The organism is Pseudomonas sp. ATCC PTA-122608, from assembly GCF_001952855.1.
In the GTDB taxonomy this organism is placed as follows: domain Bacteria; phylum Pseudomonadota; class Gammaproteobacteria; order Pseudomonadales; family Pseudomonadaceae; genus Aquipseudomonas.
Map to the genome: position 1 here is coordinate 120,959 of NZ_LPNO01000013.1, position 25,409 is coordinate 146,367.

Consider the following 25,409-nt stretch of genomic DNA (forward strand, 5'->3'; position numbering starts at 1 on the left):
TTTTGCCCGGTAATTTTTGAATGGGAGAACCCTGCCATGGAATTGCGTCCCTGGACTGTACTGCTGGCCCTGTCACTGCTGCCGACGGTGTCGCTGGCGGCTGGCAAATGTGATCGCCTAGTGATCACCGGCAGCCCGGACGCACCGCCTTATCTGTGGCGTGATCCCCAAGACCCCACGCACTTGATCGGCGCCACCGCCGACATGTTGCAGCAAGTGGCCAAAGACATCGGGGTGAAAATCGACCTGCTGTACGGCGGCAAGCGCTCCGTGGCTCTGGACGAAGTGCGCAGTGGGCGCATGGACATCCTCGCCGACGCACCGTTGACCCTCGACGCCTTGGACGCCTTCGATTACATCCACCCGGCATTGGTGCAAACCGATTACCTGGTCTGGACCCGCAAGGATTCGACCCTGGAATATAAACAGCCCGGCGACCTGCATGGCCACAAGGGCGCGGTGTCGGAAAGGGCACGCCTGAGCCGCGACTTTGAAACCTTGGCTGCCGAGCAACTGACCTTGCAACGCTTGCCCAGCCTGACCCCGGCGTTCCAGAAACTGCTGCTGGGGGAAGTGGACTACGTACTCGCCGGACGGTATTCCGGCATGGCCATGGCCCAGACCCTGGGCATGAGCAACGACCTGGTGGCGCGGGAAATACCCATCGACCAACCGGGCCTGTACCTGGCGATTTCCCACAACTCCGCCTGCAACGATCCGTGGTTGCGCGGACAGCTCGCCAAAAAGATGACAGAATTGCCCGCGTCCGGTCTGGCGGAAACCGCGCTGCAGAGCAATCTCGAGCGCTGGAAAGCGCAGTTGCAGCAACCCGTCGGCACCCCAACAAAGTAGGGATTTTCAGTGACTATTCGACCTCTTTTCGCGGCCCTCGCCGTTGTAGCTTTGGCGGGATGTGCAGCCGATCCTGCGCCGAATGAACAAATGCGCCTGACCCAGCAAGCCCTGGAGCAAGCCAATGCCGTGGGCGCCGTGGCCGATGACTCGCCCGAGCTGAAGCTGGCTGAAGGCAAGTTCACCCAGGCCAAGGCCGACATGGCCGATGAATCCTACAAGGACGCCCGCATGCAGGCTGAAGAAGCCGAGCTGGACGCCCGCCTGGCGGAAGCCCGGGTGCTGACCCGCAAAAGCCAGGAGCAACTGAACGTGCTCAACACCCGTATCACCCGCCTGCGCAAGCAGTTGCAGTTGGGAGACGCCCAATGAGCCCGTTGATTCGTGGGTTGAGCTGTGTGGTGTTGCTGGGCAGTGCGCTCGGTGGTTGCGCGACCCATCCCGACAGTAACCTCGCCTTGCAACAGGCGAGCAGTGACTTCCAGAAGGTCAAGGAAGACTCGAATGTGCTGCGTATCGCGCCCAAGGATGTGATTCGCGCGGGTGAGTCCCTGGCCCGTGCCGACCGTTTCTCCAGCTTCTGGGGCAGCGGCGCCGATGTGGCGCATTACGCCTACCTGAGCCAGCGCTACAGCGCGATCGCCCGGGAACACACCGAGCAGGCACTTAACCAGGAGCGCGGGGTCAAGCTGGAGCTGGAACGCCAGCGTCTGCAGCTGGCCCTGCGTGAAGCCAAGCTGGCCAGCGTGCAGCAACAGGGCAAATGGATTGAGGCGCAGATTTCCAGCCTGACCACCGTCCAGCCTGATCGCGGGTTGGTGATGACGCTGGGTGACGTGCTGTTCGACACTGGCGAGGCAGAGCTGCAAAACTCGGCCAACCGCACGGTGCTCAAAGTCGTACAGTTCCTGCAGTTGAACCCCAAGCGCGTGGTGCGCATCGAGGGTTACACTGACAATACCGGTGGCGAGCAGGAAAACCTCAAACTGTCCCGGGACCGCGCCCAAGCGGTGGCGGATCTGCTGAGCGACCTGGGCATTGATGAAAAACGCATCCAGGTCGAAGGCTACGGCGATCAGTACCCGGTTGACGTCAACGCTTCGGAGCGTGGTCGGGCGCAGAACCGTCGGGTAGAGATTGTGTTCTCCGACGAGAAAGGCCAGCTGGGCGCTGCTCGCTAAACCTGTTGCTCAAGGTGAAGGGGTGATTCCTGTGGGAGCTGTCGAGCCCCAGCGAGGCTGCGATAGGATCGCCTCGGTGAACCTGCGAGACCTCAGTGCCTGCATCGCAGCCTCGCTGAAGCTCGACAGCTCCCACAAAAGCCCGATCAGTGATCGGGTTTTTTGTGCCCGCGATTCAGTTAGCGACCCTTACAGTTTTTTCTATCACTGCCGCCCGCGCTCGACTATTGTGGCAACTGTCCCCGTACACTTCTAAACTGTGCCGGTATGTTTCACACAAAAATAAAATACCCGTGAAATCGAGTGCTGCGTCATGACCAATCTGTTGCTCTACCAACGTATCGCCCAGCAACTGGCTGAGGATATCCGCCGCGGTGTCTATCAACCGGGCGAGCGCGTGCCTTCGGTGCGCAAAATGAGCTCCCAGCTCAACGTCAGCCACGCCACCGTGTTGCAGGCCTACGCGAACCTGGAAGACCAGGGTTTGATTCGCGCGCGGCCGCAGTCCGGGTATTACGTGCACCAGACACCTGCGCTCACCGCGCCGACGCCGGACATCGCCCGGGTCGAGCGTCCAGGGTTGGTCACCCGCAGCAGCATCATTCAACAGGTGTTGGTCGAATCCCGCCGCGAAGGTGTGTTCCCGCTGGGTGCTGCCGTGCCGAGTGTCGACTACCTGCCGGTGCGTGCGTTGCATCAGCAACTGGCCAAGGTCACGCGCTTCCAGAGCCCGCGGGCGTTCAGCTACATGTTCAGCCCGGGTTTTGAACCGCTGCGGCGCCAAGTGGCAATCCGTATGCGGGATGCCGGGGTGGTGGTCGATCCGTCCGAAGTGGTGATCACCCACGGGTGTGTCGACGCATTGCAAATGTCGCTACGGGTCCTGACCCGTCCCGGCGACTTGATCGCAGCCGAGTCGCCGACGTACTACGGCTTGCTGCAACTGGCGGATTTGCTCGGCCTGAAGGTCATCGAAATCCCCAGCGACCCGGCTACCGGCATGAGCCTGGAAGCCCTGCAACTGGCCGCCAACCAATGGTCGATCAAGGCTCTGGTGCTGACCACGCGCCTGAGCAATCCCCTGGGCGGCACCATGCCCGAAGAGCGGCAGAAACAGTTGCTGCGCCTGGCCTCGGATTTCGACATCCAAGTGGTGGAAGACGATATCTACGGCGAACTGATGTTCGAACTGGGCCGCACCAAGGCGCTCAAAGCCTACGACCGCCTGGACCGGGTCATCTATTGCTCGAGTTTCTCCAAGACCTTGTCACCGGGCATCCGCATCGGCTGGATGATTGCCGGCAAGTACCAGCAGGAAATCCAGCGCCTGCAGATGTTCAGCACCCATTCGGCCTGCAGCGTGACCCAGATGGGCACGGCGGCGTACCTGGAAAACGGCGGTTACGACCGGCATTTGCGCTATATCCGCCAGGAATACCGCAAGAACCTCAGCGCCTTCCAGCTGGCCGTGCAGCAATATTTCCCCGAAGGCACCCAGATGACCCGGCCGACAGGCGGCTTTATCCTGTGGGTCAGTTTGCCGGGACGGGTCAATACCCAGGAACTGCACGTGCGCGCATTGCAGCAGGGCATCAGCATTGCACCGGGGCTGATCTTCAGTAATACGGAACAGTTCAACCACTGTATTCGCCTGAACTGCGGCACGCCGTGGAACCGCGAGGCCGAGCGCGCGCTGATGACCCTTGGCATGCTGGCAAGCCAGTTATGCCAGGAGACTGCAGCGGGTTTATGAGGCGTGGAAAGGGGACACGAAGGGTAGCTGGCTAATTACCATGCTTGTCATACCGTCCTCAACAAGCGAGCATATGGCCTTCTGCCGTTAATGCTGCTGGCGATATGACTTATACCTTTCCTGCTGCGCTGCTGGTCTGTCTGTTAAGCCTGGGGAACGCTGGCGCCGTCCTGGCGGCTCCTGCCAGTGAAACGGCGCCTGCGGCCAGCACCCAGCAAAAAGTAACAGCAAAAAAAGCCGCTCCCGTAAAGAAGGCACCGGTGGCAAAGAAAGCTCCGGCAAAGAAAGCCGCGCCTACTAAAAAACGTGCGCCTATCGCCAGCAAATCAAAATCGGCCCACGAAGTGGCCAAAACTAAGTTGCCGCCGGCAGAGCTGGATTTGAGCCTGCCGTCCAATATGGTCCGGCATCTGCAACCCCTCGGCACCATGCCGCAGCCAAAGAACGTGCCGCTGCTGCCGCCGATGTTTGCCGAGAAGCCCACGGATAACAGCGCGTTCCAGATCAACGGGCGCCTGCTCAGCAATGAAATGCAGTTGCAATTGCGCAACGAAGAACGCCGCGAAGTAGAAGGTGCGGCGCTGGATTTTGAATTCAAGCAATAAACCCGACGAGTAAAAGTGACGCGCACTCCTGACCTTCTGTCGCAGACTGGTCAGTCACTTTTGTTTTCGGTGAAAATCCCCTGTTAAGCCAATTTAAAACGTCTGTTTAAGGGCGTAGTCTTACGTGGCTATCAACACTGAGTTGTCGAGGATCTGTTCGTCATGAAATGCCGTGAAGGCTGTGGCGCTTGCTGCATTGCCCCATCCATCAGTTCTCCGCTACCGGGAATGCCTGCCGGCAAACCGGCGGGCGAACGCTGCCTGCATCTTTCGGTCGAACAACTGTGCCAGTTGTTTGGTCAGCCAGAGCGGCCGGCGGTGTGCAGTTCGTTCCAGGCGGATATCGAGGTCTGTGGCAACAGCCAGGCAGAAGCGATCAAGTTGATCGGCTGGTGGGAACAGATGACCGCGGCTTAGTGGGCTGTTCAAAGTACTGAACTTCAACAATAAGGAATAAGACCATGGGTTCACTGAAACGAATTGCTGTGTTGTGCGGTTTTACCGTGATGTTTGCTGCCGCAGCGCAGGCTGAAGACTGGCAGACTGCCAAGGATGAAGACGGCATCAAAGTGTCGTTGAGTGAAATTGCCGGCTCCAAATACAAGGCTTATCGCGGTGTGACTACCATCAAGGCGCCGCTGGCCAAGATCCAGGCGTTGCAGGAAGACGTGGCCGGGGCCTGTTCCTGGATCCACGAATGCAAATCGCAAAAACTGCTTAAGCAAGAAGGTGACAAGAGCTGGACCTACACCCAGTTCAAGGCGCCGTTCCCGGTCACCGACCGTGACTCGATCCTGGAAATCACCACCACCAAGGCCGCTGACGGCAGCGTGACCCGCAAGCTATTGGAAGTGCCGACTTACCAGCCCGAAGTCAAAGGCTATGTGCGCGTAGCCCAGGTTGACGGTTATTGGAAGCTGGTACCTAAAGGCGACAACCTGACCGAAGTGACCTACCAGGTGCACACCGAGCCAGGTGGCAGCGTGCCGTCGTGGTTGGCCAACAAGTTTGTGGTGGACGCACCGTTCAACACCTTGAAAGCTTTGAAAGAACACGCTGAAAAATAACTGCAGCTGATCAGTTGCCTCCTGCCTTGAGTGGAACGATCTCCAAGCCCTCAAGGTCCAGATAGAGGTAAGCCCACTCTTGGGTTTTATCGAGGAGGCACTGATGCCAAAGTGGAACGTTTCCTTCACTGATGATCATGGTGAGTCGGTAGTCGAGCAATTCGAATGTGAGCAAAAACCGACCCTTGAAGAGGCTGCGCGCCTGGTTCGCGCCCGCGTGTCTCCGGTGCTGAAGGAATTGGATCTCAACGATCTCGAAGGGCGGATCGCCGAACCGACGGTGAAGATCCTGAAAGATCAAAACAGCATTAAAGACCTCAAGGTCGACCCCGCCGCCTGAACATTTCCTGTACGCCCTTAAACAGACTCTGGTGGAGCTGAAAGCTTCGCGTTACTCTGCAATCGAGATCAGCGAATGAATCGCTAAGGTCTGGTCTTGTCAGCTACATGCTTGTCTCCCAGCGGCGACGTCATTGCCGTAACACCCGCGCCGTTACAGCGCGGGCCTTGGGAAGCACGGAAAGTCTATCCATCGGTTTGAGGAGGACGTTTCATGAGCACAGCCTATCAAGAAGACATCAGCACCAACGTGTTGCGCCGCATGAAAGAGGGCGGCTTTGACTTCTCACGTTTCCACCCCATCGAGTTCTACGCCATATTCCCGGATGAGGAACGTGCGCGCCGGGCTGCGGGTCGGTTTCGTGGGGAATCCCTGAATGCCCAGGTCAGCGCGCGGGATGACGGCGCCTGGTACCTGGAACTGAGCAAAATCATGTTCGCCACCTACGACGGCATAGGAGACTTCGAGCAGGACTTTGAGGCGGTGGTCGAGCCCTTGGGCGGGATCATTGAGGGATGGGGCGTCAAACAGGAGGTGCGTGGGTTACCCATGTAGCGGCATGAGCAATAACACAGCGTATCGGCTGACCTTTGGGTCGGCCGTTTTTGTTTCTGGCTTGGGAAAAATCCTGCACAAAAAAAAGCCACCCGAGCAGGGTGGCCAAAGGGAAGATCGGAGCGAAGGGGAACAGATCGGTACATGCCGTATCACGTTACCCATCAAGCAAAGGGTGAGGCTGTAGGACATGTCCTGTTCAGCCGATGGTGGTGATTATCCCCAGGGTTTGCCGGGCAGTGAAATCAACTCTGACTATGCTGGTGATAGTCATGGCCTGCATTGCAATGAGGCGCCGCCCATGACAGCGGGCATTTGCTGCACCGGGACGGTGCGGTGAGACCTGCGCCTATATCCAACTGATTGATACTTAAGTGTTTATGCCGCTGGCACGGGCCTTGCGATGGTTCTGGCGTCCGGGTGACAAGGAGTACGGCATGATCCGCACTTATTATGATGAGATGTACGACGGGGCAGGGCTTGTGCGCCCCCATTACCGCGAATTCGCCCGCTGGTTGGCCGAGACGCCTGCGGAACTGCTGGCCCAGCGCCGGCGTGAAGCCGATTTGCTGTTTCACCGGGCCGGTATCACCTTCACGCTGTACGGCGATGAGCAAGGCACCGAACGCCTGATTCCCTTCGACACGATTCCCCGCAGCATCCCGGCCAGTGAGTGGCGGATCGTCGAGCGCGGCTGTATCCAACGGGTCAAGGCGCTGAACATGTTCCTCGCCGACCTGTACCACGAACAACGGATCATCAAGGCCGGGATCATCCCTGCCGAGCAAGTGCTGGCCAACGAGCAATACCAGTTGGCGATGCAGGGCCTGGACCTGCACCGCGATATCTATTCCCACATCTCCGGCGTCGACCTCGTACGCGATGGCGACGGTACTTACTACGTCCTCGAAGACAACCTGCGCACCCCCAGCGGTGTCAGCTACATGCTCGAAGACCGCAAGATGATGATGCGCCTGTTCCCCGAACTGTTCGCCGCCCAGCGCATCGCGCCCATCGATCACTACCCCAACCTGTTGCTCGACACCCTGAAAAGCTCCAGCCCCCTGGATAACCCCAGTGTGGTGGTACTCACTCCGGGGCGTTTCAACAGTGCGTTCTTCGAACATGCGTTCCTGGCCCGTGAAATGGGCGTGGAACTGGTGGAAGGCGCCGACCTGTTTGTACGTGATGACCGTGTGTTCATGCGCACCACCGACGGCCCCAAGGCGGTGGATGTCATTTACCGCCGCCTTGACGACGCGTTCCTCGACCCGCTGGCCTTCAACCCGGACTCCATGCTCGGCGTGCCGGGCCTGCTGGCGGCGTATCGCTCGGGCAATGTGGTGCTGGCGAATGCCATCGGCACTGGGGTTGCGGATGACAAGTCGGTGTACCCCTTCGTCACCGAGATGATCCGTTTTTACCTGGATGAAGAGCCGATCCTGAAGAATGTTCCGACGTTCCAGTGCCGTAATCCCAGTGAACTGTCCCACGTGCTGGCCAACCTTCCGGAACTGGTGGTGAAGGAAACCCAGGGCTCGGGCGGCTACGGCATGTTGGTCGGCCCGGCCGCCTCGGCGGCGGAAATCGAAGCCTTCCGCGCACGCATCAAGGCCAAGCCCCACGCCTATATCGCGCAGCCAACCCTGTGCCTGTCCACCTGCCCGACCTTCGTCGAAAACGGCATCGCCCCGCGCCACATCGACCTGCGCCCGTTCGTGCTGCAAGGCAAGGAAACTCGCGTGGTGCCGGGCGGCCTGACCCGTGTGGCGCTGCGGGAAGGTTCGCTGGTGGTCAATTCGTCCCAGGGCGGCGGCACCAAAGACACCTGGGTGGTTGAGGATTGAAATATGTTGAGTAGAACTGCCTCGGATTTGTATTGGATGTCGCGCTATCTGGAGCGTGCGGAAAACCTCGCGCGGATGCTCGATGTCAGTTATTCGCTGTCGCTGATGCCCCAGGACGGGCGCGGCGATGGCTTGCATGAACTGGCAATGCCGCTGCTGATCACCGGCACCCTCGACGATTACCGCGAGCGTCACGGCGAGCTGCACGCCGAGCGCCTGCTGCACTTCTTCGCTCTGGATGCGGCCAATCCGGCGAGCATCTACAGCTGCCTCGGTGCGGCGCGGGCCAGTGCTCACGCCGTGCGTGGGCGAATTACCGCCGACATGTGGGAAAACATCAACGCCACCTGGCTGGAAATTCGCGACATCGCCCAGCAAGGCCTGAGTCGTTATGGCATGAGTCGGTTCTGCGAGTGGGTCAAGGAGCGCTCCCACCTGTTCCGTGGCGCCACCTACGGCACCATCATGCGTAACGACGCTTTTCGTTTTATCCGCCTCGGTACCTTTATCGAACGGGCCGACAACACGCTGCGCCTGCTGGATGCCCGCTATGAAATGGCCGGCGACCAGGCCGAAGCGGTCACCGATGGCACCGCCCACGCCTACTATCAGTGGAGTGCGCTATTAAGGGCCTTGTCCTCTTTCGAGGCCTACACCGAGATCTACCGCGACGCCCCCGGCGCCCGGCAAGTCGCCGAGCTGTTGCTACTACGCGCCGACGTCCCGCGCTCGCTGCGGGCGTGCAGTGAAGAGATCGACCAGATCCTTGGCAGCCTGCCCGGCATCAACGGTCGCCCGGCCCAACGCCTGGCGGCCGAAATGGATGCGCGACTGCGCTTTACCGCGATCGACGAAATTATCGAGGAAGGCCTGCACGCTTGGCTGACCGACTTCATCCCGCTCGTGCGCGAGCTGGGCGATGCTATTTACAGTTCCTACCTGGAGGCGGCATGAGACTTTCCATCAGCCACGAAACCACCTACCACTACGAAGACCAGGTGCGCGCCAGCATCCAGTACCTGCGGCTCACGCCCCACGACAGCGAGCGCCAGCACGTCCTTAGTTGGCAACTGGACTTGCCCCGGCCGGTACGGGCGCAACTGGACCCGTTCGGCAATATCCTGCACGTGCTAACCATGGACGAGCCCCACGAAGCCATCATCATCGGCGCCCGTGGCCAGGTGGATATCGACGAATTGCGCGAAGCCGAACATGAGAGCCAGTCGGCGTTTCCGTTCCTGCGCTGCACCCGTTTGACCGAGCCGGACGATGCCTTGCGCAGCTTTGCCGAAAAGCATTGCCACCAGCGCCGCGACCGCAGTGCGTTGATTGATTTAATGCATGCGCTGAACCAGTACATGACCTACTCGCCCGGCTCTACCGAAGTCGACACCTGTGCGGCCACGGCGTTTGCCGGGCGCGCCGGGGTGTGCCAGGACCACACCCACGCCTTCCTCGCCTGTGCTCGCAGCCTGGGTATTCCGGCGCGGTATGTGTCGGGGTATTTGTACAGCGAAGACTGCGAGCACCTGGCCAGTCATGCCTGGGCCGAAGCCTGGCTGGATGACGCCTGGTACAGCTTTGATGTGACCAACCAACTGGCCCGGCCGGAACGGCATTTGAAGCTGGCGGTGGGCCTGGATTACCTGGACGCCTGCCCGGTGCGGGGCATGCGTCGTGGGGGAGGGCATGAGCAGATGCATGCCAAGGTATTTGTGGCGCCGACACCGGTGATTTCGGTGCAGCAGCAGTAGGATTCCGGGAGAGGGAGCTTTGTGTAGCAGGAAAGCTCTCTGTGCCAGGAAAACTTTTGTGGCGAGGGAGCTTGCTCCCGCTGGGCTGCGAAGCGGCCCCAAAGCATGCCCCCCGAGTTCTGTCTGGAGAAATGTGATTGTCTGATTGGGGCTGCTGCGCAGCCAGCGGGAGCAAGCTCCCTCGCCACAGATTTACCCGAGCCTTAAGGCTGCTTTCTGCCTGCCATATACTTCAAGTACCCCACCAGCAGATCCAGGTCCGCATCCGGCAGCACACTGGCCGAAAACGCCGGCATCTTCGCCTGTGGCCAATGCCGCATGCCTTGCGGGTCGCGGATATAACGCTTGAGGAAATCCCCGGCGAAATATTCAGTAGGGTTGTAGGGAATATTCAAATCCGGCCCCACCTGCGCATCGCCGGCCCCGTTGAGGCGATGACACGCCAGGCAGTTCTTCTGGAACAACGCGAAGCCTTGATTTACCGGATCATTTGCCGCCAGTTTCGGGTCTGGTAACAACGCCGGGAAGCGCTCCGCAACCGTTGTCATTTGCTTGATCCCGGAGATCTGAAACGGCCATTGCTCAGGGCTGATATGCCCGGCCTGCGGGTCCGTCCACACCAGATAAAACGGCCCGGCACTGGGTTTGCCGTCCGCCAGCGGCGGCCAGGGATGCGCCGGGTCTTCTACCGCCAACCAGGCCTGCGAGCCGCTTTTTGACAGCAGCGGCGCCGCCGTCAGTTCCGCGGCAAAGCCGTCAAGCGCCACCGCCTGCAGATGATTTTCCGGCTTGATGCCGGGCAACAGTGCGGCCAGCGGTACCGCGCGATACGTCATGTTGCGCTTGTAGGAAACGTCATCAACGATCTGCACCGTCTGCGCATCCGGGCGCTTGAGCAGCTCGGCGGTTTCCCAGGTTTTACGGGTGTGATCCAGCTCGATGGTCAGTTGTGCGGCAGACGCCGGCAGGGCCAGCAGCAGGGTTATAAGGACGATGATCTGTTTCAAGGATGGGCCCGTGTTTGAGTGACGATGCGGGTATCACGATACCGCAAAACCACCTGAAACCGGCGCGCAAAACGGCAGCCCCTGACGGGATCGCTAAGCGCAATATCCCGAAAGGCGCTGCCAAAGGCTGCGATCCTGGCGCTGTGTCTGCGCAGAATGTGGGGTGTGAGAAGTCACCCAATAACCTTGGTTAGATTGGGCAATATCAGAATCAGTGTGGTGGCGAAAAGAATAAGTCCCGCCTGACGTACTTTCGATTGTTTGAACATGGCTGACTGCCTTTTGTTGTTATTCCTGAGCGTCAAATGCGTGCCGGTCGATTTCACTATGACGGTGCTACATGACTCTTTTCTTACAGTTCTTACAGGTGCTCCAGCAAAACCCGGCAGCAACCCTTTACTTCTCCTACAGATTCAACCTTAGAGCCCTCGTTCTGCTTGGCTTAGATCCATTTCATCTCATTACCTGAATAAATCTTATTAAAAAGGCATGAGGCCAATTGCCAGCCAGACGCCAGCCCTAGGGCTAGACAGCTAAAACGATTAATCAGCCGATTCCCGTAGCCTCCTACCGTTCGTCTGAGCGTGAGCGTCAAGGTCAATGAGCGGTTCGGTCATTGAATCCGGCGCCGCGGCGCCTAAGGTAGGAGCACGATTCGTTGCCCAGTGATTCGAGGACGTCATGACCGAAGCTTTGATCTTTGATGCGATACGCACGCCCCGTGGCAAAGGCAAGGCCGATGGCGCCTTGTACAGCGTCAAGCCGGTGAACCTGGTGGCCGGGTTGCTGACCGCGCTGCAACAGCGCACCGACCTCGATACCCGGCAAGTGGATGACATCGTCCTGGGATGCGTCACGCCGGTGGGCGACCAGGGCGCCGACATCGCCAAGACCGCCGCCCTGGTGGCGGACTGGGACGTCAGCGTCGCCGGTGTGCAGATCAACCGGTTTTGCGCGTCGGGTCTGGAAGCCGTGAACCTCGGCGCGATGAAAGTGCGCTCCGGCTTTGAAGACCTGGTGGTGGTGGGCGGCGTCGAGTCCATGTCCCGCGTGCCCATGGGCAGCGACGGCGGTGCCTGGGTACTCGACCCGCAAACCAATCTGCACAGCCACTTCACCCCGCAGGGCATCGGCGCCGACCTGATTGCCACGCTGGAAGGCTTCACCCGCCAAGACGTCGATGCCTTTGCCTTGCACTCACAGCAGAAGGCGGCGCGGGCAAGATCAGACGGTTCCTTCAACAAATCGCTGATCGCAGTGCAGGACCAAAATGGCATTGTGCTGCTGGACCAGGACGAATTCATCCGTGGCGATTCCACCCTCGAAGGCCTGGGCAAACTCAAGCCCAGCTTCGAAATGATGGGCCAGATGGGCTTCGATGCCACGGCCTTGCGGGTCTACAGCCACGTCGAGCGTATTAACCACGTGCACACGCCGGGCAACAGTTCCGGGATCGTCGATGGCGCGGCGCTGATGCTGATCGGCTCTGAATCCAAAGGCCGCGAACTCGGCCTGCAACCCCGAGCGCGCATCGTCGCCACGGCGGTCACCAGCACTGACCCCACCATCATGCTCACCGGCCCCGCACCGGCCACCCGCAAGGCCCTGGCCAAGGCTGGCCTGCGGGTTGAAGACATCGACCTGTTCGAGGTTAACGAGGCGTTTGCGTCGGTGGTGCTCAAGTTCATCAAGGACATGGGCATCGACGCCGCCCGGGTCAACGTCAACGGCGGCTCCATCGCCATGGGGCATCCGCTGGGCGCCACCGGCTGCGCGATTCTCGGCACCTTGCTCGACGAACTGGAGGTGCGCCAGCAGCGGTATGGCCTGGCCACCCTGTGTGTCGGCGGCGGCATGGGTATCGCCACCATCATCGAACGCCTCTGAGCCTAAGGAATCAGTCATGACCGATGCCATTCGTTACGAAAAAGGCCAGGACCAGATCGTGGTGCTGACCATCGACATGCCCGGCCAGAGCGCCAACACCATGAACGGGGTGTACCGCGAGGCCATGGCGGCCACCGTTGCCCGCCTGGAGGCCGAGAAGGATTCGATTGCGGGCGTGATCATCACCTCGGCGAAAAAGACCTTCTTTGCCGGCGGTGACCTCAATGAATTGATCAAGGTCGACAAGCCCCACGCCAAGGATTTCTACGCCAGCGTGCTGGTGTTAAAGGCGCAACTGCGCGCGCTGGAAACCCTCGGCAAACCGGTAGTGGCCGCCATCAACGGCGCGGCACTGGGCGGTGGCTGGGAGATTTGCCTGGCGTGCCAACACCGCGTGGCGCTGGACCACAAGTCGGTACAGATCGGCCTGCCGGAAGTCACCCTCGGCCTGCTGCCGGGCGGCGGCGGTGTCGTGCGCATGGTGCGTATGCTCGGGCTGGAAAAGGCCTTGCCCTACTTGCTGGAAGGCAAAAAGAGTACGCCGCAACAGGCGCTGCAAGCTGGATTGATTGACGAGCTGGCGGCAGATCGTGACGAGCTACTGGCCAAGTCCCGGGCATGGATTCTCGCCAATCCCGAGGCGAAACAGCGTTGGGACATCAAGGGTTATCAGATCCCTGGCGGTACGCCGTCCAACCCCAAAGTCGCGCAAATGCTCGCCATTGCGCCATCGATACTGCGCGCCAAAACCAACGGCTGCTTCCCGGCACCGGAGAAAATCCTCTGCGCTGCCGTGGAAGGCGCCCAAGTGGATTTCGACACCGCGCACCTGATCGAAACCCGCTACTTCACCGAGCTGGTCACCGGGCAAGTGGCGAAAAACATGATTGGAACCTTCTGGTTCCAGCTCAATGAAATCAACGCCGGTAGCTCGCGACCCAAGGGCTTTGCGCCGTATGTGACACGCAAGGTCGGCGTGCTTGGCGCCGGGATGATGGGCGCGGGCATTGCTTACGTCAGCGCCTCGGCGGGCGTTGAAGTAGTGCTGAAGGACGTCAACCTGGCGGCGGCGGAGAAGGGCAAGGCCCACTCGGCAGCGTTGCTCGACAAGAAGGTCGGCCGTGGGCAATTGACCACAGAGCAGCGGGAAACCATCCTCGCGCGGATTATTCCGACCGAATCCGATGCCGACCTCGCCGGCTGCGACCTGATCATCGAAGCCGTCTTCGAAGACCGGGAACTCAAGGCCAAGGTCTCGGCTGCTGCGCAAAGCGTGGTGGGGGCCGACGCAGTCATTGCCTCCAACACCTCCACCTTGCCCATCAGCGGCCTGGCTACGGCGGTGCCCGACCAGGGCAAGTTTATCGGCCTGCACTTCTTCAGCCCGGTGGACAAAATGCCCCTGGTGGAAATCATCAAGGGTGCCCACACCAGCGACGAAACCCTGGCCCGGGGGTTCGACTTCGTACTGCAAATCAAGAAAACCCCGATTGTGGTAAACGACAGCCGCGGCTTCTTCACCTCTCGGGTGTTCGGCACCTTCACCAACGAAGGCATCGCCATGCTCGGCGAAGGCGTAGCAGCGCCGATGATCGAGACCGAGGCGCGCAAGGCCGGCATGCCTGTGGGGCCGCTGGCGGTCTCTGACGAAGTTTCCCTCAGCCTGATGAGCCATATCCGTCAACAGACGGCCAAGGACCTACAGGCCGAGGGCAAGCCGTTACCGCAGCACCCGGCTTTTGCCGTGATCGACCTGTTGCTCAACGAATACAAACGCCCGGGCAAGGCAGCGGGTGGTGGCTTCTACGATTACCCGGCGGGCGGGCAGAAACACCTGTGGCCGGAGCTGAAAAGCCGCTTTGAAAAGCCCGAGCAACGGATCTCGGCCCAGGACGTACGCGACCGCTTGCTGTTCATCCAGGCCATCGAAACCGTGCGTTGTGTGGAGGAGGGCGTGTTGATGTCGACGGCGGATGCCAACGTCGGCTCGATCTTCGGTATCGGCTTTGCCGCCTGGAGCGGCGGGGCGCTGCAGTTCATCAACCAGTACGGCCTGAACGACTTCATCGCCCGCGCCCGTTACCTGGCCGAGCAATACGGTGAGCGCTTCACGCCACCGGCGCTGCTGTTGGAGAAAGCCGCACAGGGTGAAGCGTTTCGGTGATCGAAATGTGGGAGCGGACTTGCCTTGGAAGGGTATTTCAAGGCAGGCTCTGGGGGTGTTCATTATTCCCATCGCCGTGTCAGGTATTTTTTATGTCGTTACGCGTGTGCATCCTGGAAACCGATATCCTGCGTCCTGGACTGATCGATCAGTACCAAGGGTACGGGCAGATGTTCAAGCGCCTGTTTTCCAAACAGCCGATTGCCGCCGAATTCGTCATCTATAACGTGGTGCAGGGTGAATACCCGGCGGATGAAGAAGTGTTCGACGCGTACCTGGTGACGGGTAGCAAGGCCGACTCCTTCGGCACCGATCCCTGGATCCAGACCCTCAAGACCTACCTGCTGGACCGCCATGCCCGCGGCGACAAACTGATCGGCATCTGCTTCGGCCACCAGTTGCTGGCGCTGCTGTTGGGCGGCAAGACCGAGCGGGCGACCAAGGGTTGGGGCATGGGCATCCATGACTACAAACTGAACGCCAAGGCACCGTGGATGAGCCCGGTGGTGGAAGAATTGACGCTGTTGATCAGCCACCAGGACCAGGTCACCACCTTGCCGGAAAACGCCACAGTGATCGCTTCCAGCGAATTCTGCCCGTTTGCGGCGTACCACATCGAAGACCAAGTGCTGTGCTTCCAGGGCCACCCGGAATTTATCCACGACTATTCCCGCGAGCTGCTGGAGATTCTTCAGACAACCCTGGGGGAGAAGGTCTACACGAACGGAGTGGCCAGCCTGGAGCGAGACCACCACGGCGTCACCGTGGCGGAATGGATGATGCGGTTTGTGGCGCACAAACCGAAAGCGGACGTGGCCTAATCAATTCGGGTTTGGACAGCTTTTTGTGGCGAGGGAGCTTGCTCCCGCTCGGCTGCGCAGCAGCCGCAAGCTTTTGGGGGAGCTTCGCACCCCAGCGGGAGCAAGCTCCCTCGCCACAACAGCAGTTTTCCTACAGCCAGCCTGAACGCTTGAAACTCGCCCACAAACTCGTACATCCCACCCCAATAAACCCCAGCACCGCAAAATAGCCGTAGTGCCATTGCAGCTCCGGCATGTTCTGGAAGTTCATCCCGTAGATCCCGGCCACCGCCGTCGGGAACGCCAGAATCGCTGCCCACGCGGCAAACTTGCGTTGCACCACGCTCTGGCGCGACGCTTCCAGCAACACCCCAATTTCGATGGTCTGGCTGGCGATATCCCGCAGGGTGGTCAGGTCTTCCATCTGCCGCGTGACGTGAATCTGCACATCGCGAAAGTACGGGCGCATGTTCTTGTCGATAAACGGGAAGCTCAGTTTCTGCAATTCCTGGCTGATCTCCACCATCGGCGCCACGTAGCGCTTCAGCCGCAGCACATCGCGGCGCAGGCCGTGGAGCTTCTGGATATCCGCTTCACTCAGGGAGTTGCACAACACGTTGCGTTCCAGCTCATCGACCTCGGCATGAATCGCCTCGCTCACTGGCTGGTAGTTCTCGGTAACAAAATCCAGCAGCGCATAGAGTACGAAATCTTCCCCATGCTCCAGTAACAGTGGCCGCGCCTCACAACGCTGGCGCACGTAGCCGTAGGACGCCGAGTGGCCGTTGCGGGCGGTGATGATATAGCCGCTGCCGGCAAAGATATGAGTCTCGATAAACTCCAGCTTGCCGTTATCGCGTACCGGCGAGTAGGTCACGATAAACAGCGCGTCGCCGAAGGTTTCAAGCTTGGGGCGGCTGTGTTTTTCCAGGGCGTCTTCGATGGCCAGTTCGTGCAGGTTGAACTGGCGTTGCAGGTTGGCCAGTTCCAGGGCGCTGGGCTCTTCCAGGCCGATCCACACAAAATGGTCGGGCTTGGCGGCCCAGGCAGCGCCTTCGTCCAGGGTGATATCGGTGACTTTCTTTCCGGCGCTATAGACGGCGGCCGCAACAACTCTACCCATAGTGCTGATCGCTTCTGTATTGGATGACAGTTGTTGCGCAGCTTAGCCTGAACGCGCCCTCTGTAGGAGCGAGCTTGCTCGCGAAAAACCTGAGAGCGGCGGGTTAATCCAGAGTGAGCGCGTAATCGTTAACGTCCTTCGCGAGCAAGCTCGCTCCTACTGGGGGTGATTTCCAGCTCTCGGTCCATTGCTTCAATACAATCTTTCATTTGCTCGCGGCAGGTCTGCATTAACAGCGGCATGTCATCCATCGTCAGCCCCTTCGTAGGAATCGGCGGCAGCGAGCGAATCAGAATATCGCCACTGTTCCAGCGGTTGAGCTTCATCTGCTTCACGTACGTGCTGACACACACCTGCACAATCGGCACGCCCGCAGCGATCGCCATCTGGAACGCACCTTTCTTGAACGGCAACAGGGTTTCGCCGAAGTTGCGCGTACCTTCCGGGAACACCCAGATCGAGGTGTCTGCATGTTGCAAGGTATGCGTTGTAGTGAGCATCGAGCGCCGCGCCTTGTGGGCGTTGCCCCGGTCAATCAACACATTGCCCGCCAGCCAGAACAGTTGCCCAAACAACGGCACCCACTTCAGGCTCTTCTTGCCGATACACACCGTGCGGTAGGGCACCACGGTGCCGAACACAAACAGGTCATAGTTGGACTGATGGTTGGCGATGATCACGCAACTGCTGGGCTTGTTGCGCAGCGAGTCGACCTCAGCCTTCACCCGCAGGCGCAACAGCCACATCGCCGGCACGGCATACAGGCGCGCGCAGTAACGGCTGTTGTCCGGATTGAACGGCCGACAGATCCCGAGCAGCACGCCCAGTACGCCCGCAATCATAAAATGCAGGCCCATCAACAACATGCGTAACAAAAAAAGCATCGACACAGCCCATCGGGACAAAAGGTGGCGCAGTGTACGGATGTGCACTGTATTCGGCAATTGCCCCTATAGAGTCGGAAGATAGGCGATGTTTAAGCGCATGTTTCAACGCGCCGTGACAGACACTGTCTAGAGCGGTTGTAGGCAAATCGGAATTCTTTGTAAGAAAAAGCCCGACTCAAGGTCGGGCTTCGATTCAGCAGGCGTAGGTTTTATTAACCCAAGTGGCCCTGGTCCTGAATGATCGCGTCATCCAGGGCTTCCAGCAGCGCCTTACGCACCTTCAGCTTGGTGTGCTTGTGGGCATTCATATTGATCTTCTTCAGTTGGCGAGCTGCTTCCAGCGCCGCGGCCTGCAATTCTTCCGGCGCGACCACCTTATCCAGGAACCCGGCGCTCAACGCGTCCTGCGGGTTAAACATCTCGGCATTGATCACCGAGCGGTGGAAGGCCGACTTACGCAGACGATCCCGCGCCAGCTCGATCCCGGCGTGGTGCATGGTCATGCCGATCATCACTTCATTCAGGCCAATGCTGAAAGGCCCGTCCACACCAATCCGGTAATCCGCCGACAACAACAGGAACGCGCCCTTGGCCACCGCGTGCCCAGGGCACGCCACGATCACCGGGAACGGGTGCGACAACAGGCGGCGGGCGAGGGTCGAACCCGACGTCACCAGGCTCACGGCTTCTTTAGGGCCTGCGGTCATCACCTTCAAATCATAGCCACCGGACAAAATCCCCGGCGTGCCCGTGATGATCACCACCGCCCGATCTTTCTCGGCCTGATCCAGCGCTTCATTAAACGCACTGACCACTGCCGGCGAAATGGCATTCACCTTGCCGTTGCTCAGGGTCAGGGTCGCGATACCGTCTTCGAGGTGGTAGGCAATCAACTCACTCATGACGCGATTCCTTGTAATGCTTGTAATAGAAGGACAGACGGCAGACGTTACCCACCGCGCCCGCCCTGGTAAAGCGCCGTGACTGACTACCCAGTCAGACTTTTCCCCCATGCCCGCCCGCAGGCGGCCTTCGGCAAGGCGCAGCAGCTACTATAGACAAGCGCCGTGAGTGCCCGAGAATGGCAGAATCGCCTTGGTGTGCATGGCGCCACAGAGGGCTGGAACGGCATAACCGCCTAAGCGCATGAAAATTCTGAAAAAAACCTTTGCCATCGGAAAAGCTTTCGACTACATTAGCGCGCCTCGACAGACTGAATCAGTTTGACGAGATACGGTGAAGTGTCCGAGTGGCTTAAGGAGCACGCCTGGAAAGTGTGTATACAAGAAATTGTATCGAGAGTTCGAATCTCTCCTTCACCGCCAAATTCGATGTAAACAAAACCCCTGGTTTCGAGAGAAGCCAGGGGTTTTGTGTTTTCTGCGGGACAAAAAAGCCTGTTATGGCTTATCCCCGGTCGCGCAATTGAACCGATCATCAATAGGCGCTTGGCGAGGAGGCTCGAAGTACCCGGGCGTGAGACGGTTTTCGGTACGTTGCCAGCGTTGTGGGTAAGACAGCCTCGAATAGGGAGAATTGTCCTTGAGCGATTCGTAGTTCAAGGAGATATCTATCTGCGCGGCTCCGAACAGGAGGGGGCCTTCGACCGAAAGGATGGAGCCGGTAAGCCAGGTCCCGTCCGGGTTTTCCAGGTACATGGGCGCAGTGACGCGTAGCCAGGTGCGCCCGGCATCCTGGGAAAAATACAGGCGCGGCAGACCGCCCCCACCGTTGCTGAAACTCGGCGGACGAACAATTGGAATGGCCAGGTAGTTCGAGTTGGCGGCATCAATCATCAATGGGGCGCCTTTGCCCCGAACGGTAATGCCATTGAACGAGCCAAATCGCGCTACTGGGCTATGAATGCCGAGTCGGGTGTCGGTGTAGTACACCATGTCGCCTGAGTCGGCGATGGAAGGTGCAGAGCCGTTGCAGAGCTTGAGGGTGGTCTGGTCGATCTCGAAGAAGCGCGAGGAGTCGATGCGATAGATGACTCGGCCAGGCAGATACTGAACCGGCTCGGGGGTATTGCTGCAGGCCGCGAGTAACGCGCACGAGATCAGGAGCGGCAGCTTCGCAAATCCGGCAGTGCACGCTTTCCGAGTGATCTGCAGGAAATTGCCCCGATTGAAGAGCCGCACCTTCTCAAGCCTGCACATAAACCCAAGCCGCCAACCCCGAAGCCAACCCCACCGAAACCCGCTTATAGTCCGAGACTTCATACGCATCCGCCGCTGCAAGCTCCTTCTCGGTAATCTGAAACACCATCCCCTCAACACTGTCCTCATTCCGCCCGCTCGGTGAAACAATCGGATGATGAGTCTTGCCACTCGCAGCCAACACCTCAGGATCGGTAATCTCCACCCAGCTTTTCGAATACCCCAGCATCGCATCCTGCTGGCCCACCAACTCCCGACCAAAGTTGGCCAACTGCACAGCCTTGTCCTGCAACGTGCCGTAGGAAAACAACAGCACGGGAAATTCGGTCGAGCGTTCCATTTCACTTCCTTGATAGAGCGTTAAGGGTTCAGCCAACAAATCTTCGTAAAACGCACCAAAAGCCTCGCTCGGGTGCGCAATCTGGATATCCCGGATCCAAAGTCCTTCATTAGGATACTGGTCAAAGTCCCGAATATCACCGCCTCGATAAATCGCAAAGGGGAAATCGCTGACGCGGTGCCCTTTCTCCCAGCACCGGTTTGCCGTCGGAGTGTTGGTTGAAGGCTGTGAGGGTGTTGGTGCCAAGGTGCTGAGCGGGTGACCTCAAATATGCAGCCACGCCATCCCGCCCAGCACCACGCTCACACTGCCTGCGGTGTATGCCATGCGCTTCAACCATTCCTTCCTTGTCAGCAACGTGATCGCCGCCAACGAAATCGCGATCTGAATCGCGGTCATCGCCTGCGCCCAGCGGTGATGTTGATGCAATGCCTGCTCTGACTTTTCATCCCATTCCTTCGACGTCGCTTCGAGCTTTTCCGCTTGCTTGCGTACTTCTTCCTTCTGGGTTTTGTAGCGTTGGATCTCGTCGCTGTAGTGCGCCGCATCAACCCCGGGAATATGCGTGGCCAGCTCCGCGAGGTTCTGCCGGCTGGATTTGGCCTGGTAGTAATTCCATTGGTTGGCGGCTTCGGTCTTGAAGATGGCGGCGTTGTTTTTGTCCATCGCCGCTTCGCTTTCGGTGGAGCCGGCCTGGTAGCTGAGCATGGCGCCGACGGTGGCCATGATGGCGGTCATCACGGCAATGCGGCTGGCGAAATTGTCTCCGCGGCCGTGGGCATGTTCGGTGGTGTGTTCGACGTGTTTTTCGTGGGGGCTGGGGACTTCGAAGGCTTCGGACATAGGGGCGTCTATGAAGGGTTTGAGGGACTCTGATTCTTCACCAGCGAAGCTGTCTCAATCCTGTACGTAATGCTGCAAACCGGCCACCAGGGCATCAAAGGTGACGCGGCAACGCGGGCTGTTGCGCAGGTCTTCGTGCATGGTGACCCAGGTGTCCAGTTGCAGGGCAAAGGCGTCCGGCAGGACCCGGCTCAGGCGGGCGTCTTGCCGGGCCAGTTTGACCTGGCAGCCACCGATGCCGGCGCCGGCGCGGATCAGGGCCAGTTGTGCGAGGTCGCTGTCGCTGCTGAGGGAAAAGGCGCTGCGGTCGAAGCCTTTGACGGCCAGGCTGCGGATGAAGGCGCTTTCCTGGTCGTAGCCGATGACTGAGTGGGCCGTCAGGTCATTCAGGCTCTGGGGCGTGCCGTGTTGTTGCAGGTAGTCGTTGCGTGCGTGCAGGCCGACTTCGATAACGCCGATGCGTTTCGCCAGCAGTTGTTCCTGGCTGGGTCGGACCATTCGCACGGCGATGTCGGCCTCCAGTTGCAGCAGGTCCAGCAGGCGGTTGCTCAGCACCAGTTCGACCTTGAGGTGCGGGTGCTGCTGGCGCAGGCGGGTTATGATCGGCGGCAGGACTTCCACGCCGATCACTTCGCTGGCAGACACCCGCACCACGCCGCGCACTTCGGGGCCTTGGGGCGAAGCGGCTCGTTCAAGGGCGGCGGCGGTGGTCTCCATGGTTTCGGCGTGGGTGCGTAGCGTGAGGGCGACCGCCGTGGGCAGCAGGCCACTGGCGGAACGGGTGAACAGCACCACGTTCAGGGATTTCTCCAACGCAGCGATGTGCCGCCCGACGGTGGGTTGAGTGATGCCGAGCTGCCGTGCGGCCCCCGACAACGATCCTTCCTTGAGTACCCCGAGGAAAGACCGGTAAAGCTCCCAACCAATAGTCGATGCCATGCATAAATGTATAGCGACTGGATGATCTTCGGCAATTCCTCTATAGCCCGCCCTCGAACAGAATCGCCTCATCAAACAACCCTCAGGGGAAAAAGCATGAACAAGGTTCTGGTGTTGGGCGCGACAGGCGGGGTTGGTGGCGAAGTGGCGCGGCAGTTGTTCGCTGCCGGCTGGCAGGTGTGCGCCCTGACGAGGGATGTGGATAAGGCCCACAAGCAGAACGCCGATTTCACATGGATAAAAGGTGATGCGCTGAACCGCGAGGAAGTCGTCGCGGCGGCCAAGGAGTGTTCGGTGATCGTGCATGCGGTCAACCCGCCTGGTTATCAGCGCTGGGCAGAACTGGTGTTGCCGATGATCGATAACAGCATCGCGGCGGCAATCGCTGGAGGGGCGACGATTGTCCTGCCGGGCACGGTGTACAACTTCGGGCCTGATGCATTTGCGCGGTTGGAGGAAGATTCGCCGCAGCATCCACTTACCCGCAAGGGCGCGATCCGGGTGGAGATGGAGCAGCGTTTGCTTGAGGCGACCCAGCAGGGCGCCCGGGTGTTGATCGTGCGGGCAGGCGATTTTTTCGGCGCCAAGGCCGGCAGCAGCTGGTTTTCCCAAGGCTTGGTCAAGCCCGCAAAGCCGGTGGCCAACGTGAGCTATCCAGGGGCGCCAGGTGTGGGGCATCAGTGGGCTTACCTGCCTGACGTGGCGAGAACCATGGTCGAGTTGATTGCACGCCGCGACACCCTTGATGCCTTCGCCCGTTTTCATATGGCGGGGCACATAGATGCCGATGGTCGGCAGATGAGCCAGGCGATTCAGCGGGTGGTGTCACGCAGGACCGGCCGCCAGCCTTCTGTCAGGGCTTTCCCATGGTGGCTGCTGAAACTGGCCGCGCCCTTTGTCACTACCTTCCGCGAGATGCAGGAAATGCGCTACCTGTGGCAAACCGAGGTGCGCATGGATAACCGTCACTTGGTGCAAGTGCTGGGCAGCGAACCCCACACACCGTTGGATGAGGCGGTTGAGGCGACGTTAGTTGGTATTGGTTGCCTGCCTAAGAGCGCCTGATCAGGCGCACATACACCGCGATGTTGATCAACAGCACCAGCGCGCCCAGCCCCAATTGAATCTGCGGCGTCAGCCCGGCCGGATAGATCAGGGTCAGGATGTAATGCTCGATGAAGCCACCACCATAACCGTCCTGCCCGGCCAAATGACGAAACAGATTTTCCCAGCGGGTCAGCGGGCAGGGCAGGTGGAACACTTCCACCGCAACGCCCCAGGCAGCAGCGGGCAAATGCAGCCACATCACGGGCCGCCATTTGAGGGTGAGCAAACCGCCAAACAGCACGAACAGAATGAACGACAGATGAAACAGCACCAGGCCGTCAGCGGCGAAGCGGTAGAGCATGATTGGGTTCGCTTTTTGAAAGGTTCAGGTCCCGAATTCTTCCTTCAGGAACTCGATGAACACCCGCAATTTCTTCGGCGTGTTCGTACGGTTGAAGTAATACAAATACAGCGCGCTGTGGGCAATCCAGTCGTCCAGCACCTCCACCAACTCACCGCGTTGCAGGTGCTGCTCGACGCTGGAGCGCGCTACGTAGGCAAAGCCAAACCCGTCCAGCGCACCGCGCACCATCAATTCAACATCGTTGGTCGCCAGCCGGCCTTTTACCGTAACCCGCATCTGCTTGCCGGCTTTTTCAAAGTCCCAGCGGTGCAGCGAGCCGGTCTGCGCACTGCGGTAGTTGACGCACTCATGCTCCAGTAAATCGTGGGGATGAGTGGGCAGTTTGCGCCCCTGCAAATACTCCGGCGTGGCGACGATGACGAATCGCAACTGCGTCGCCACCGGCACCACCACCATGTCTTCGGCCAGCACATGGTCGTAGCGGATGCCCGCGTCAAAACCCTGGGCGACGATATCCACGAGGCTGTTGTCCACCGCCACTTCCAGGTTGATGCCCGGGTATTTGCGCAGGAAGCGCTGGAGCAACGGTTGCAGGACCATTCGGCTGGCGGTGGAGGGAATGTTCAGGCGCAAGGTACCGGCGGCGTCGACCGTAGCCGCTGCTACGCTGTGCAGGCTGGTTTGCAGTTCTTCCAGCAGCGGGGTGATCTTCTGGATCAATTGCTCGCCGGCCTCGGTCACGCTGACGCTGCGGGTGGTGCGGTTGAGCAGTTGCACGCCCAACTGTTTCTCCAGGGAGCGCACGCGATGGCTGACGGTCGACACCGAGAGGCTGCTGGCGTCGGCCGCCTGGGTGAAGCTTTTCGAGCGGGCGACCTGTAGGAACAGTCGCAATTGCTGGAAATCGGGCGTGTCCATTGTGTTGTATTTCCGAAAGGGCCTTGCAGATTATGCATCTTTTTAGCAAGAACAGCGGCGCGCATACTTTTCCTACACTCACGAGGATTGGCCCTTTATGACGACTTCCACCGCAAAACCCGTCTGGTTCATCACTGGCTGCTCCACCGGTTTCGGCCGCCAGCTGGCGTTGCACACCCTGAGCCTCGGCTACCCGACCGTGGTCACCGCACGTAATCCGCAACAGGTGCAGGACATCGTCGCCGGTCACGAAGACAACGCGCTGGTTCTGACGCTGGACGTGACCGACCAGGCCCAGGTCGAGGCGGCTGTCAAAGCGGCTGAAGAACGTTTCGGCCATATCGACGTACTGGTCAACAACGCCGGTGTTGGCTACTTCGGCTCCTTCGAAGAAAGCGACCTGGATGACGTGCGCAACATGTTCGAAATCAACGTATGGGGCCTGAGCGCCATGACTCGCGCGGCCTTGCCCGGCATGCGCGCCCGGCGCTCGGGCAGCATCGTGAACATTTCCTCGGTGGGCGGTGTGGCGGCGTTCCCGTCGCTGAGTTTCTACAATGCGACCAAGTTTGCGGTGGAGGGCCTTTCCGAGGCGCTTTCCCAGGAAGTCGCGCCGTTGGGCATCAAGGTGTTGCTGGTCGAGCCGGGCCCGTTCCGTACCGACTGGGCCGGGCGTTCGGCCAACGAGGCGGCTCACGGGATTGCCGACTACAAGGAAACGGCGGTGGCCCGTGCCAACATGGTCCGCAACTACAGCGGCAAGCAGCCGGGTGATCCGGTGCGCGCGGCGATTGCCATCGTCAAGGCGGTGGAGGCTGAGCAACCGCCATTGCGCTTGCTACTGGGCAAGGCGGCGTTGACCTTTGCGCGGACCAAGGTGAAGGCATTGAGCGCGGATTTTGATGCGTGGGCTGAGGTGACTGAGGGCGCTGATTTTCCTGAGTGAAGCGCTGACAGGGTTCGGCACAGGCTCGTAA

General features: G+C 59.8%; 27 protein-coding genes, 1 tRNA gene and 1 pseudogene. 18 read left to right on the plus strand and 11 right to left on the minus strand.

All coding sequences use genetic code 11. The features are described from left to right. The first annotated feature begins 36 nt into the window (after positions 1–36). From AU074_RS13265 to AU074_RS13325, 12 genes are all read left to right on the plus strand, one after another. A complete protein-coding gene (locus AU074_RS13265; RefSeq protein ID WP_076015097.1) occupies positions 37–852 on the plus strand; it encodes an ABC transporter substrate-binding protein in 816 nt (271 codons plus the stop codon). A 9-nt stretch (positions 853–861) separates the two neighbouring features. Then, positions 862–1,224: a DUF4398 domain-containing protein gene (locus AU074_RS13270; RefSeq protein ID WP_076015098.1), complete on the plus strand. Its 363-nt coding sequence runs from the start codon at positions 862–864 to the stop codon at positions 1,222–1,224. Next, a complete protein-coding gene (locus AU074_RS13275) occupies positions 1,221–2,033 on the plus strand; it encodes an OmpA family protein (protein WP_076015099.1) in 813 nt (270 codons plus the stop codon). Before AU074_RS13270 ends, AU074_RS13275 begins: the two co-directional genes overlap by 4 nt. 313 nt (positions 2,034–2,346) lie before the next feature. Beyond that, positions 2,347–3,786 carry a PLP-dependent aminotransferase family protein gene (locus AU074_RS13280; protein ID WP_076015100.1) on the plus strand — a complete coding sequence of 480 codons (1,440 nt, stop codon included), beginning with the start codon at positions 2,347–2,349 and terminating at the stop codon, positions 3,784–3,786. A gap of 104 nt (positions 3,787–3,890) precedes the next feature. Beyond that, a complete protein-coding gene (locus tag AU074_RS13285; protein ID WP_076015101.1) occupies positions 3,891–4,391 on the plus strand; it encodes a translation initiation factor 2 in 501 nt (166 codons plus the stop codon). Between the two features lie 162 nt (positions 4,392–4,553). Then, positions 4,554–4,808 (plus strand): YkgJ family cysteine cluster protein, encoded by a 255-nt coding sequence (locus tag AU074_RS13290; protein WP_076015102.1) that lies wholly within the window; start codon positions 4,554–4,556, stop codon positions 4,806–4,808. 44 nt (positions 4,809–4,852) lie between these two features. Then, positions 4,853–5,458 carry an START domain-containing protein gene (locus AU074_RS13295; RefSeq protein WP_076015103.1) on the plus strand — a complete coding sequence of 202 codons (606 nt, stop codon included), beginning with the start codon at positions 4,853–4,855 and terminating at the stop codon, positions 5,456–5,458. Between the two features lie 79 nt (positions 5,459–5,537). Beyond that, positions 5,538–5,798: a hypothetical protein gene (locus tag AU074_RS13300; protein WP_076015104.1), complete on the plus strand. Its 261-nt coding sequence runs from the start codon at positions 5,538–5,540 to the stop codon at positions 5,796–5,798. Between the two features lie 213 nt (positions 5,799–6,011). Continuing rightward, complete coding sequence (locus AU074_RS13305) at positions 6,012–6,353, plus strand: ribonuclease E inhibitor RraB (RefSeq protein WP_003193463.1); 342 nt, start codon at positions 6,012–6,014, stop codon at positions 6,351–6,353. Between the two features lie 437 nt (positions 6,354–6,790). Next, on the plus strand, positions 6,791–8,200 hold the full coding sequence (locus AU074_RS13315; protein ID WP_076015106.1) for a circularly permuted type 2 ATP-grasp protein: 1,410 nt from the start codon (positions 6,791–6,793) through the stop codon (positions 8,198–8,200). A gap of 3 nt (positions 8,201–8,203) precedes the next feature. Further along, positions 8,204–9,154 (plus strand): alpha-E domain-containing protein, encoded by a 951-nt coding sequence (locus AU074_RS13320; protein WP_076015107.1) that lies wholly within the window; start codon positions 8,204–8,206, stop codon positions 9,152–9,154. Next, positions 9,151–9,954 (plus strand): transglutaminase family protein, encoded by an 804-nt coding sequence (locus AU074_RS13325; RefSeq protein ID WP_076015108.1) that lies wholly within the window; start codon positions 9,151–9,153, stop codon positions 9,952–9,954. The genes AU074_RS13320 and AU074_RS13325 overlap by 4 nt, the downstream gene beginning before the upstream one ends. 203 nt (positions 9,955–10,157) lie before the next feature. On the opposite strand, the gene AU074_RS13330 is transcribed toward AU074_RS13325, so the two are convergent. Then, positions 10,158–10,961 carry a cytochrome c gene (locus AU074_RS13330; protein ID WP_076015109.1) on the minus strand — a complete coding sequence of 268 codons (804 nt, stop codon included), beginning with the start codon at positions 10,959–10,961 and terminating at the stop codon, positions 10,158–10,160. Between the two features lie 681 nt (positions 10,962–11,642). Here AU074_RS13330 and AU074_RS13335 point away from each other — a divergent pair. The 3 genes from AU074_RS13335 to AU074_RS13345 all read left to right on the plus strand — a co-directional run bounded on the left by AU074_RS13335 (position 11,643) and on the right by AU074_RS13345 (position 15,833). Next, a complete protein-coding gene (locus tag AU074_RS13335; protein ID WP_076015110.1) occupies positions 11,643–12,848 on the plus strand; it encodes an acetyl-CoA C-acetyltransferase in 1,206 nt (401 codons plus the stop codon). 16 nt (positions 12,849–12,864) lie between these two features. Further along, positions 12,865–15,012, plus strand: coding sequence for a 3-hydroxyacyl-CoA dehydrogenase NAD-binding domain-containing protein (locus tag AU074_RS13340; RefSeq protein WP_076015111.1), 2,148 nt, complete (start codon positions 12,865–12,867; stop codon positions 15,010–15,012). 92 nt (positions 15,013–15,104) lie between these two features. Next, positions 15,105–15,833: an amidotransferase gene (locus tag AU074_RS13345; RefSeq protein ID WP_008434897.1), complete on the plus strand. Its 729-nt coding sequence runs from the start codon at positions 15,105–15,107 to the stop codon at positions 15,831–15,833. 130 nt (positions 15,834–15,963) lie between these two features. Here AU074_RS13345 and AU074_RS13350 read toward each other — a convergent pair whose 3' ends face one another. From AU074_RS13350 to AU074_RS13360, 3 genes are all read right to left on the minus strand, one after another. Then, on the minus strand, positions 15,964–16,935 hold the full coding sequence (locus AU074_RS13350; protein ID WP_076015112.1) for a magnesium and cobalt transport protein CorA: 972 nt from the start codon (positions 16,933–16,935) through the stop codon (positions 15,964–15,966). 128 nt (positions 16,936–17,063) lie between these two features. Continuing rightward, positions 17,064–17,819 (minus strand): 1-acyl-sn-glycerol-3-phosphate acyltransferase, encoded by a 756-nt coding sequence (locus tag AU074_RS13355; protein ID WP_076015113.1) that lies wholly within the window; start codon positions 17,817–17,819, stop codon positions 17,064–17,066. Positions 17,820–18,034: 215 nt separating this feature from the next. Beyond that, positions 18,035–18,724 carry a crotonase/enoyl-CoA hydratase family protein gene (locus AU074_RS13360; protein ID WP_076015114.1) on the minus strand — a complete coding sequence of 230 codons (690 nt, stop codon included), beginning with the start codon at positions 18,722–18,724 and terminating at the stop codon, positions 18,035–18,037. A 333-nt stretch (positions 18,725–19,057) separates the two neighbouring features. Between AU074_RS13360 and AU074_RS13365 the strand changes: the two genes are divergently transcribed. After that, positions 19,058–19,147 (plus strand) — tRNA-Ser (locus AU074_RS13365). Between the two features lie 75 nt (positions 19,148–19,222). Here the strand turns inward: AU074_RS13365 and AU074_RS13370 are convergent. The 5 genes and pseudogenes from AU074_RS13370 to AU074_RS13385 form a co-directional block, all read right to left on the minus strand. Beyond that, complete coding sequence (locus AU074_RS13370) at positions 19,223–19,963, minus strand: hypothetical protein (protein ID WP_173860377.1); 741 nt, start codon at positions 19,961–19,963, stop codon at positions 19,223–19,225. 4 nt (positions 19,964–19,967) lie between these two features. After that, positions 19,968–20,321 carry a gamma-glutamylcyclotransferase family protein gene (locus AU074_RS13375; RefSeq protein WP_076015115.1) on the minus strand — a complete coding sequence of 118 codons (354 nt, stop codon included), beginning with the start codon at positions 20,319–20,321 and terminating at the stop codon, positions 19,968–19,970. A gap of 30 nt (positions 20,322–20,351) precedes the next feature. Further along, a pseudogene (locus AU074_RS34490) lies at positions 20,352–20,507 on the minus strand ((Fe-S)-binding protein); the annotation flags it as partial. A 78-nt stretch (positions 20,508–20,585) separates the two neighbouring features. Further along, positions 20,586–21,164 carry a DUF4337 domain-containing protein gene (locus tag AU074_RS13380; protein ID WP_076015116.1) on the minus strand — a complete coding sequence of 193 codons (579 nt, stop codon included), beginning with the start codon at positions 21,162–21,164 and terminating at the stop codon, positions 20,586–20,588. Positions 21,165–21,218: 54 nt separating this feature from the next. Further along, complete coding sequence (locus AU074_RS13385; RefSeq protein WP_076015117.1) at positions 21,219–22,103, minus strand: LysR family transcriptional regulator; 885 nt, start codon at positions 22,101–22,103, stop codon at positions 21,219–21,221. A 96-nt stretch (positions 22,104–22,199) separates the two neighbouring features. Here AU074_RS13385 and AU074_RS13390 point away from each other — a divergent pair, with 96 nt between their 5' ends. Further along, positions 22,200–23,168: an NAD-dependent epimerase/dehydratase family protein gene (locus tag AU074_RS13390; RefSeq protein WP_076015118.1), complete on the plus strand. Its 969-nt coding sequence runs from the start codon at positions 22,200–22,202 to the stop codon at positions 23,166–23,168. Here AU074_RS13390 and AU074_RS13395 read toward each other — a convergent pair. After that, the gene (locus AU074_RS13395) at positions 23,155–23,511 is read right to left on the minus strand and encodes a DUF2784 domain-containing protein (protein WP_076015119.1); all 357 of its coding nucleotides are present in this window, start codon (positions 23,509–23,511) and stop codon (positions 23,155–23,157) included. The two genes, AU074_RS13390 and AU074_RS13395, sit on opposite strands and share 14 nt — an antisense overlap. A 24-nt stretch (positions 23,512–23,535) precedes the next feature. Continuing rightward, on the minus strand, positions 23,536–24,432 hold the full coding sequence (locus tag AU074_RS13400; protein WP_076015120.1) for a LysR family transcriptional regulator: 897 nt from the start codon (positions 24,430–24,432) through the stop codon (positions 23,536–23,538). A 97-nt stretch (positions 24,433–24,529) separates the two neighbouring features. On the opposite strand from AU074_RS13400, the gene AU074_RS13405 reads away from it, so the two are divergent. Continuing rightward, a complete protein-coding gene (locus tag AU074_RS13405) occupies positions 24,530–25,378 on the plus strand; it encodes an oxidoreductase (RefSeq protein WP_076015121.1) in 849 nt (282 codons plus the stop codon). The last annotated feature ends 31 nt before the right edge of the window (positions 25,379–25,409 follow it).

What these genes read in the sequence shown, in the direction of transcription:
- AU074_RS13280 (WP_076015100.1), top strand. Translation starts at nt 2,347, where the DNA reads ATGACCAATCTGTTGCTCTACCAACGTATCGCCCAGCAACTGGCTGAG.
- AU074_RS13395 (WP_076015119.1), bottom strand. Translation starts at nt 23,511, where the DNA reads ATGCTCTACCGCTTCGCCGCTGACGGCCTGGTGCTGTTTCATCTGTCG.
- AU074_RS13360 (WP_076015114.1), bottom strand. Translation starts at nt 18,724, where the DNA reads ATGAGTGAGTTGATTGCCTACCACCTCGAAGACGGTATCGCGACCCTG.
- AU074_RS13345 (WP_008434897.1), top strand. Translation starts at nt 15,105, where the DNA reads ATGTCGTTACGCGTGTGCATCCTGGAAACCGATATCCTGCGTCCTGGA.
- AU074_RS13275 (WP_076015099.1), top strand. Translation starts at nt 1,221, where the DNA reads ATGAGCCCGTTGATTCGTGGGTTGAGCTGTGTGGTGTTGCTGGGCAGT.
- AU074_RS13375 (WP_076015115.1), bottom strand. Translation starts at nt 20,321, where the DNA reads ATGGAACGCTCGACCGAATTTCCCGTGCTGTTGTTTTCCTACGGCACG.
- AU074_RS13405 (WP_076015121.1), top strand. Translation starts at nt 24,530, where the DNA reads ATGACGACTTCCACCGCAAAACCCGTCTGGTTCATCACTGGCTGCTCC.
- AU074_RS13355 (WP_076015113.1), bottom strand. Translation starts at nt 17,819, where the DNA reads ATGCTTTTTTTGTTACGCATGTTGTTGATGGGCCTGCATTTTATGATT.
- AU074_RS13315 (WP_076015106.1), top strand. Translation starts at nt 6,791, where the DNA reads ATGATCCGCACTTATTATGATGAGATGTACGACGGGGCAGGGCTTGTG.
- AU074_RS13325 (WP_076015108.1), top strand. Translation starts at nt 9,151, where the DNA reads ATGAGACTTTCCATCAGCCACGAAACCACCTACCACTACGAAGACCAG.
- AU074_RS13390 (WP_076015118.1), top strand. Translation starts at nt 22,200, where the DNA reads ATGAACAAGGTTCTGGTGTTGGGCGCGACAGGCGGGGTTGGTGGCGAA.
- AU074_RS13385 (WP_076015117.1), bottom strand. Translation starts at nt 22,103, where the DNA reads ATGGCATCGACTATTGGTTGGGAGCTTTACCGGTCTTTCCTCGGGGTA.
- AU074_RS13400 (WP_076015120.1), bottom strand. Translation starts at nt 24,432, where the DNA reads ATGGACACGCCCGATTTCCAGCAATTGCGACTGTTCCTACAGGTCGCC.
- AU074_RS13265 (WP_076015097.1), top strand. Translation starts at nt 37, where the DNA reads ATGGAATTGCGTCCCTGGACTGTACTGCTGGCCCTGTCACTGCTGCCG.
- AU074_RS13295 (WP_076015103.1), top strand. Translation starts at nt 4,853, where the DNA reads ATGGGTTCACTGAAACGAATTGCTGTGTTGTGCGGTTTTACCGTGATG.
- AU074_RS13350 (WP_076015112.1), bottom strand. Translation starts at nt 16,935, where the DNA reads ATGGGTAGAGTTGTTGCGGCCGCCGTCTATAGCGCCGGAAAGAAAGTC.
- AU074_RS13285 (WP_076015101.1), top strand. Translation starts at nt 3,891, where the DNA reads ATGACTTATACCTTTCCTGCTGCGCTGCTGGTCTGTCTGTTAAGCCTG.
- AU074_RS13290 (WP_076015102.1), top strand. Translation starts at nt 4,554, where the DNA reads ATGAAATGCCGTGAAGGCTGTGGCGCTTGCTGCATTGCCCCATCCATC.
- AU074_RS13340 (WP_076015111.1), top strand. Translation starts at nt 12,865, where the DNA reads ATGACCGATGCCATTCGTTACGAAAAAGGCCAGGACCAGATCGTGGTG.
- AU074_RS13305 (WP_003193463.1), top strand. Translation starts at nt 6,012, where the DNA reads ATGAGCACAGCCTATCAAGAAGACATCAGCACCAACGTGTTGCGCCGC.
- AU074_RS13335 (WP_076015110.1), top strand. Translation starts at nt 11,643, where the DNA reads ATGACCGAAGCTTTGATCTTTGATGCGATACGCACGCCCCGTGGCAAA.
- AU074_RS13320 (WP_076015107.1), top strand. Translation starts at nt 8,204, where the DNA reads ATGTTGAGTAGAACTGCCTCGGATTTGTATTGGATGTCGCGCTATCTG.
- AU074_RS13380 (WP_076015116.1), bottom strand. Translation starts at nt 21,164, where the DNA reads ATGTCCGAAGCCTTCGAAGTCCCCAGCCCCCACGAAAAACACGTCGAA.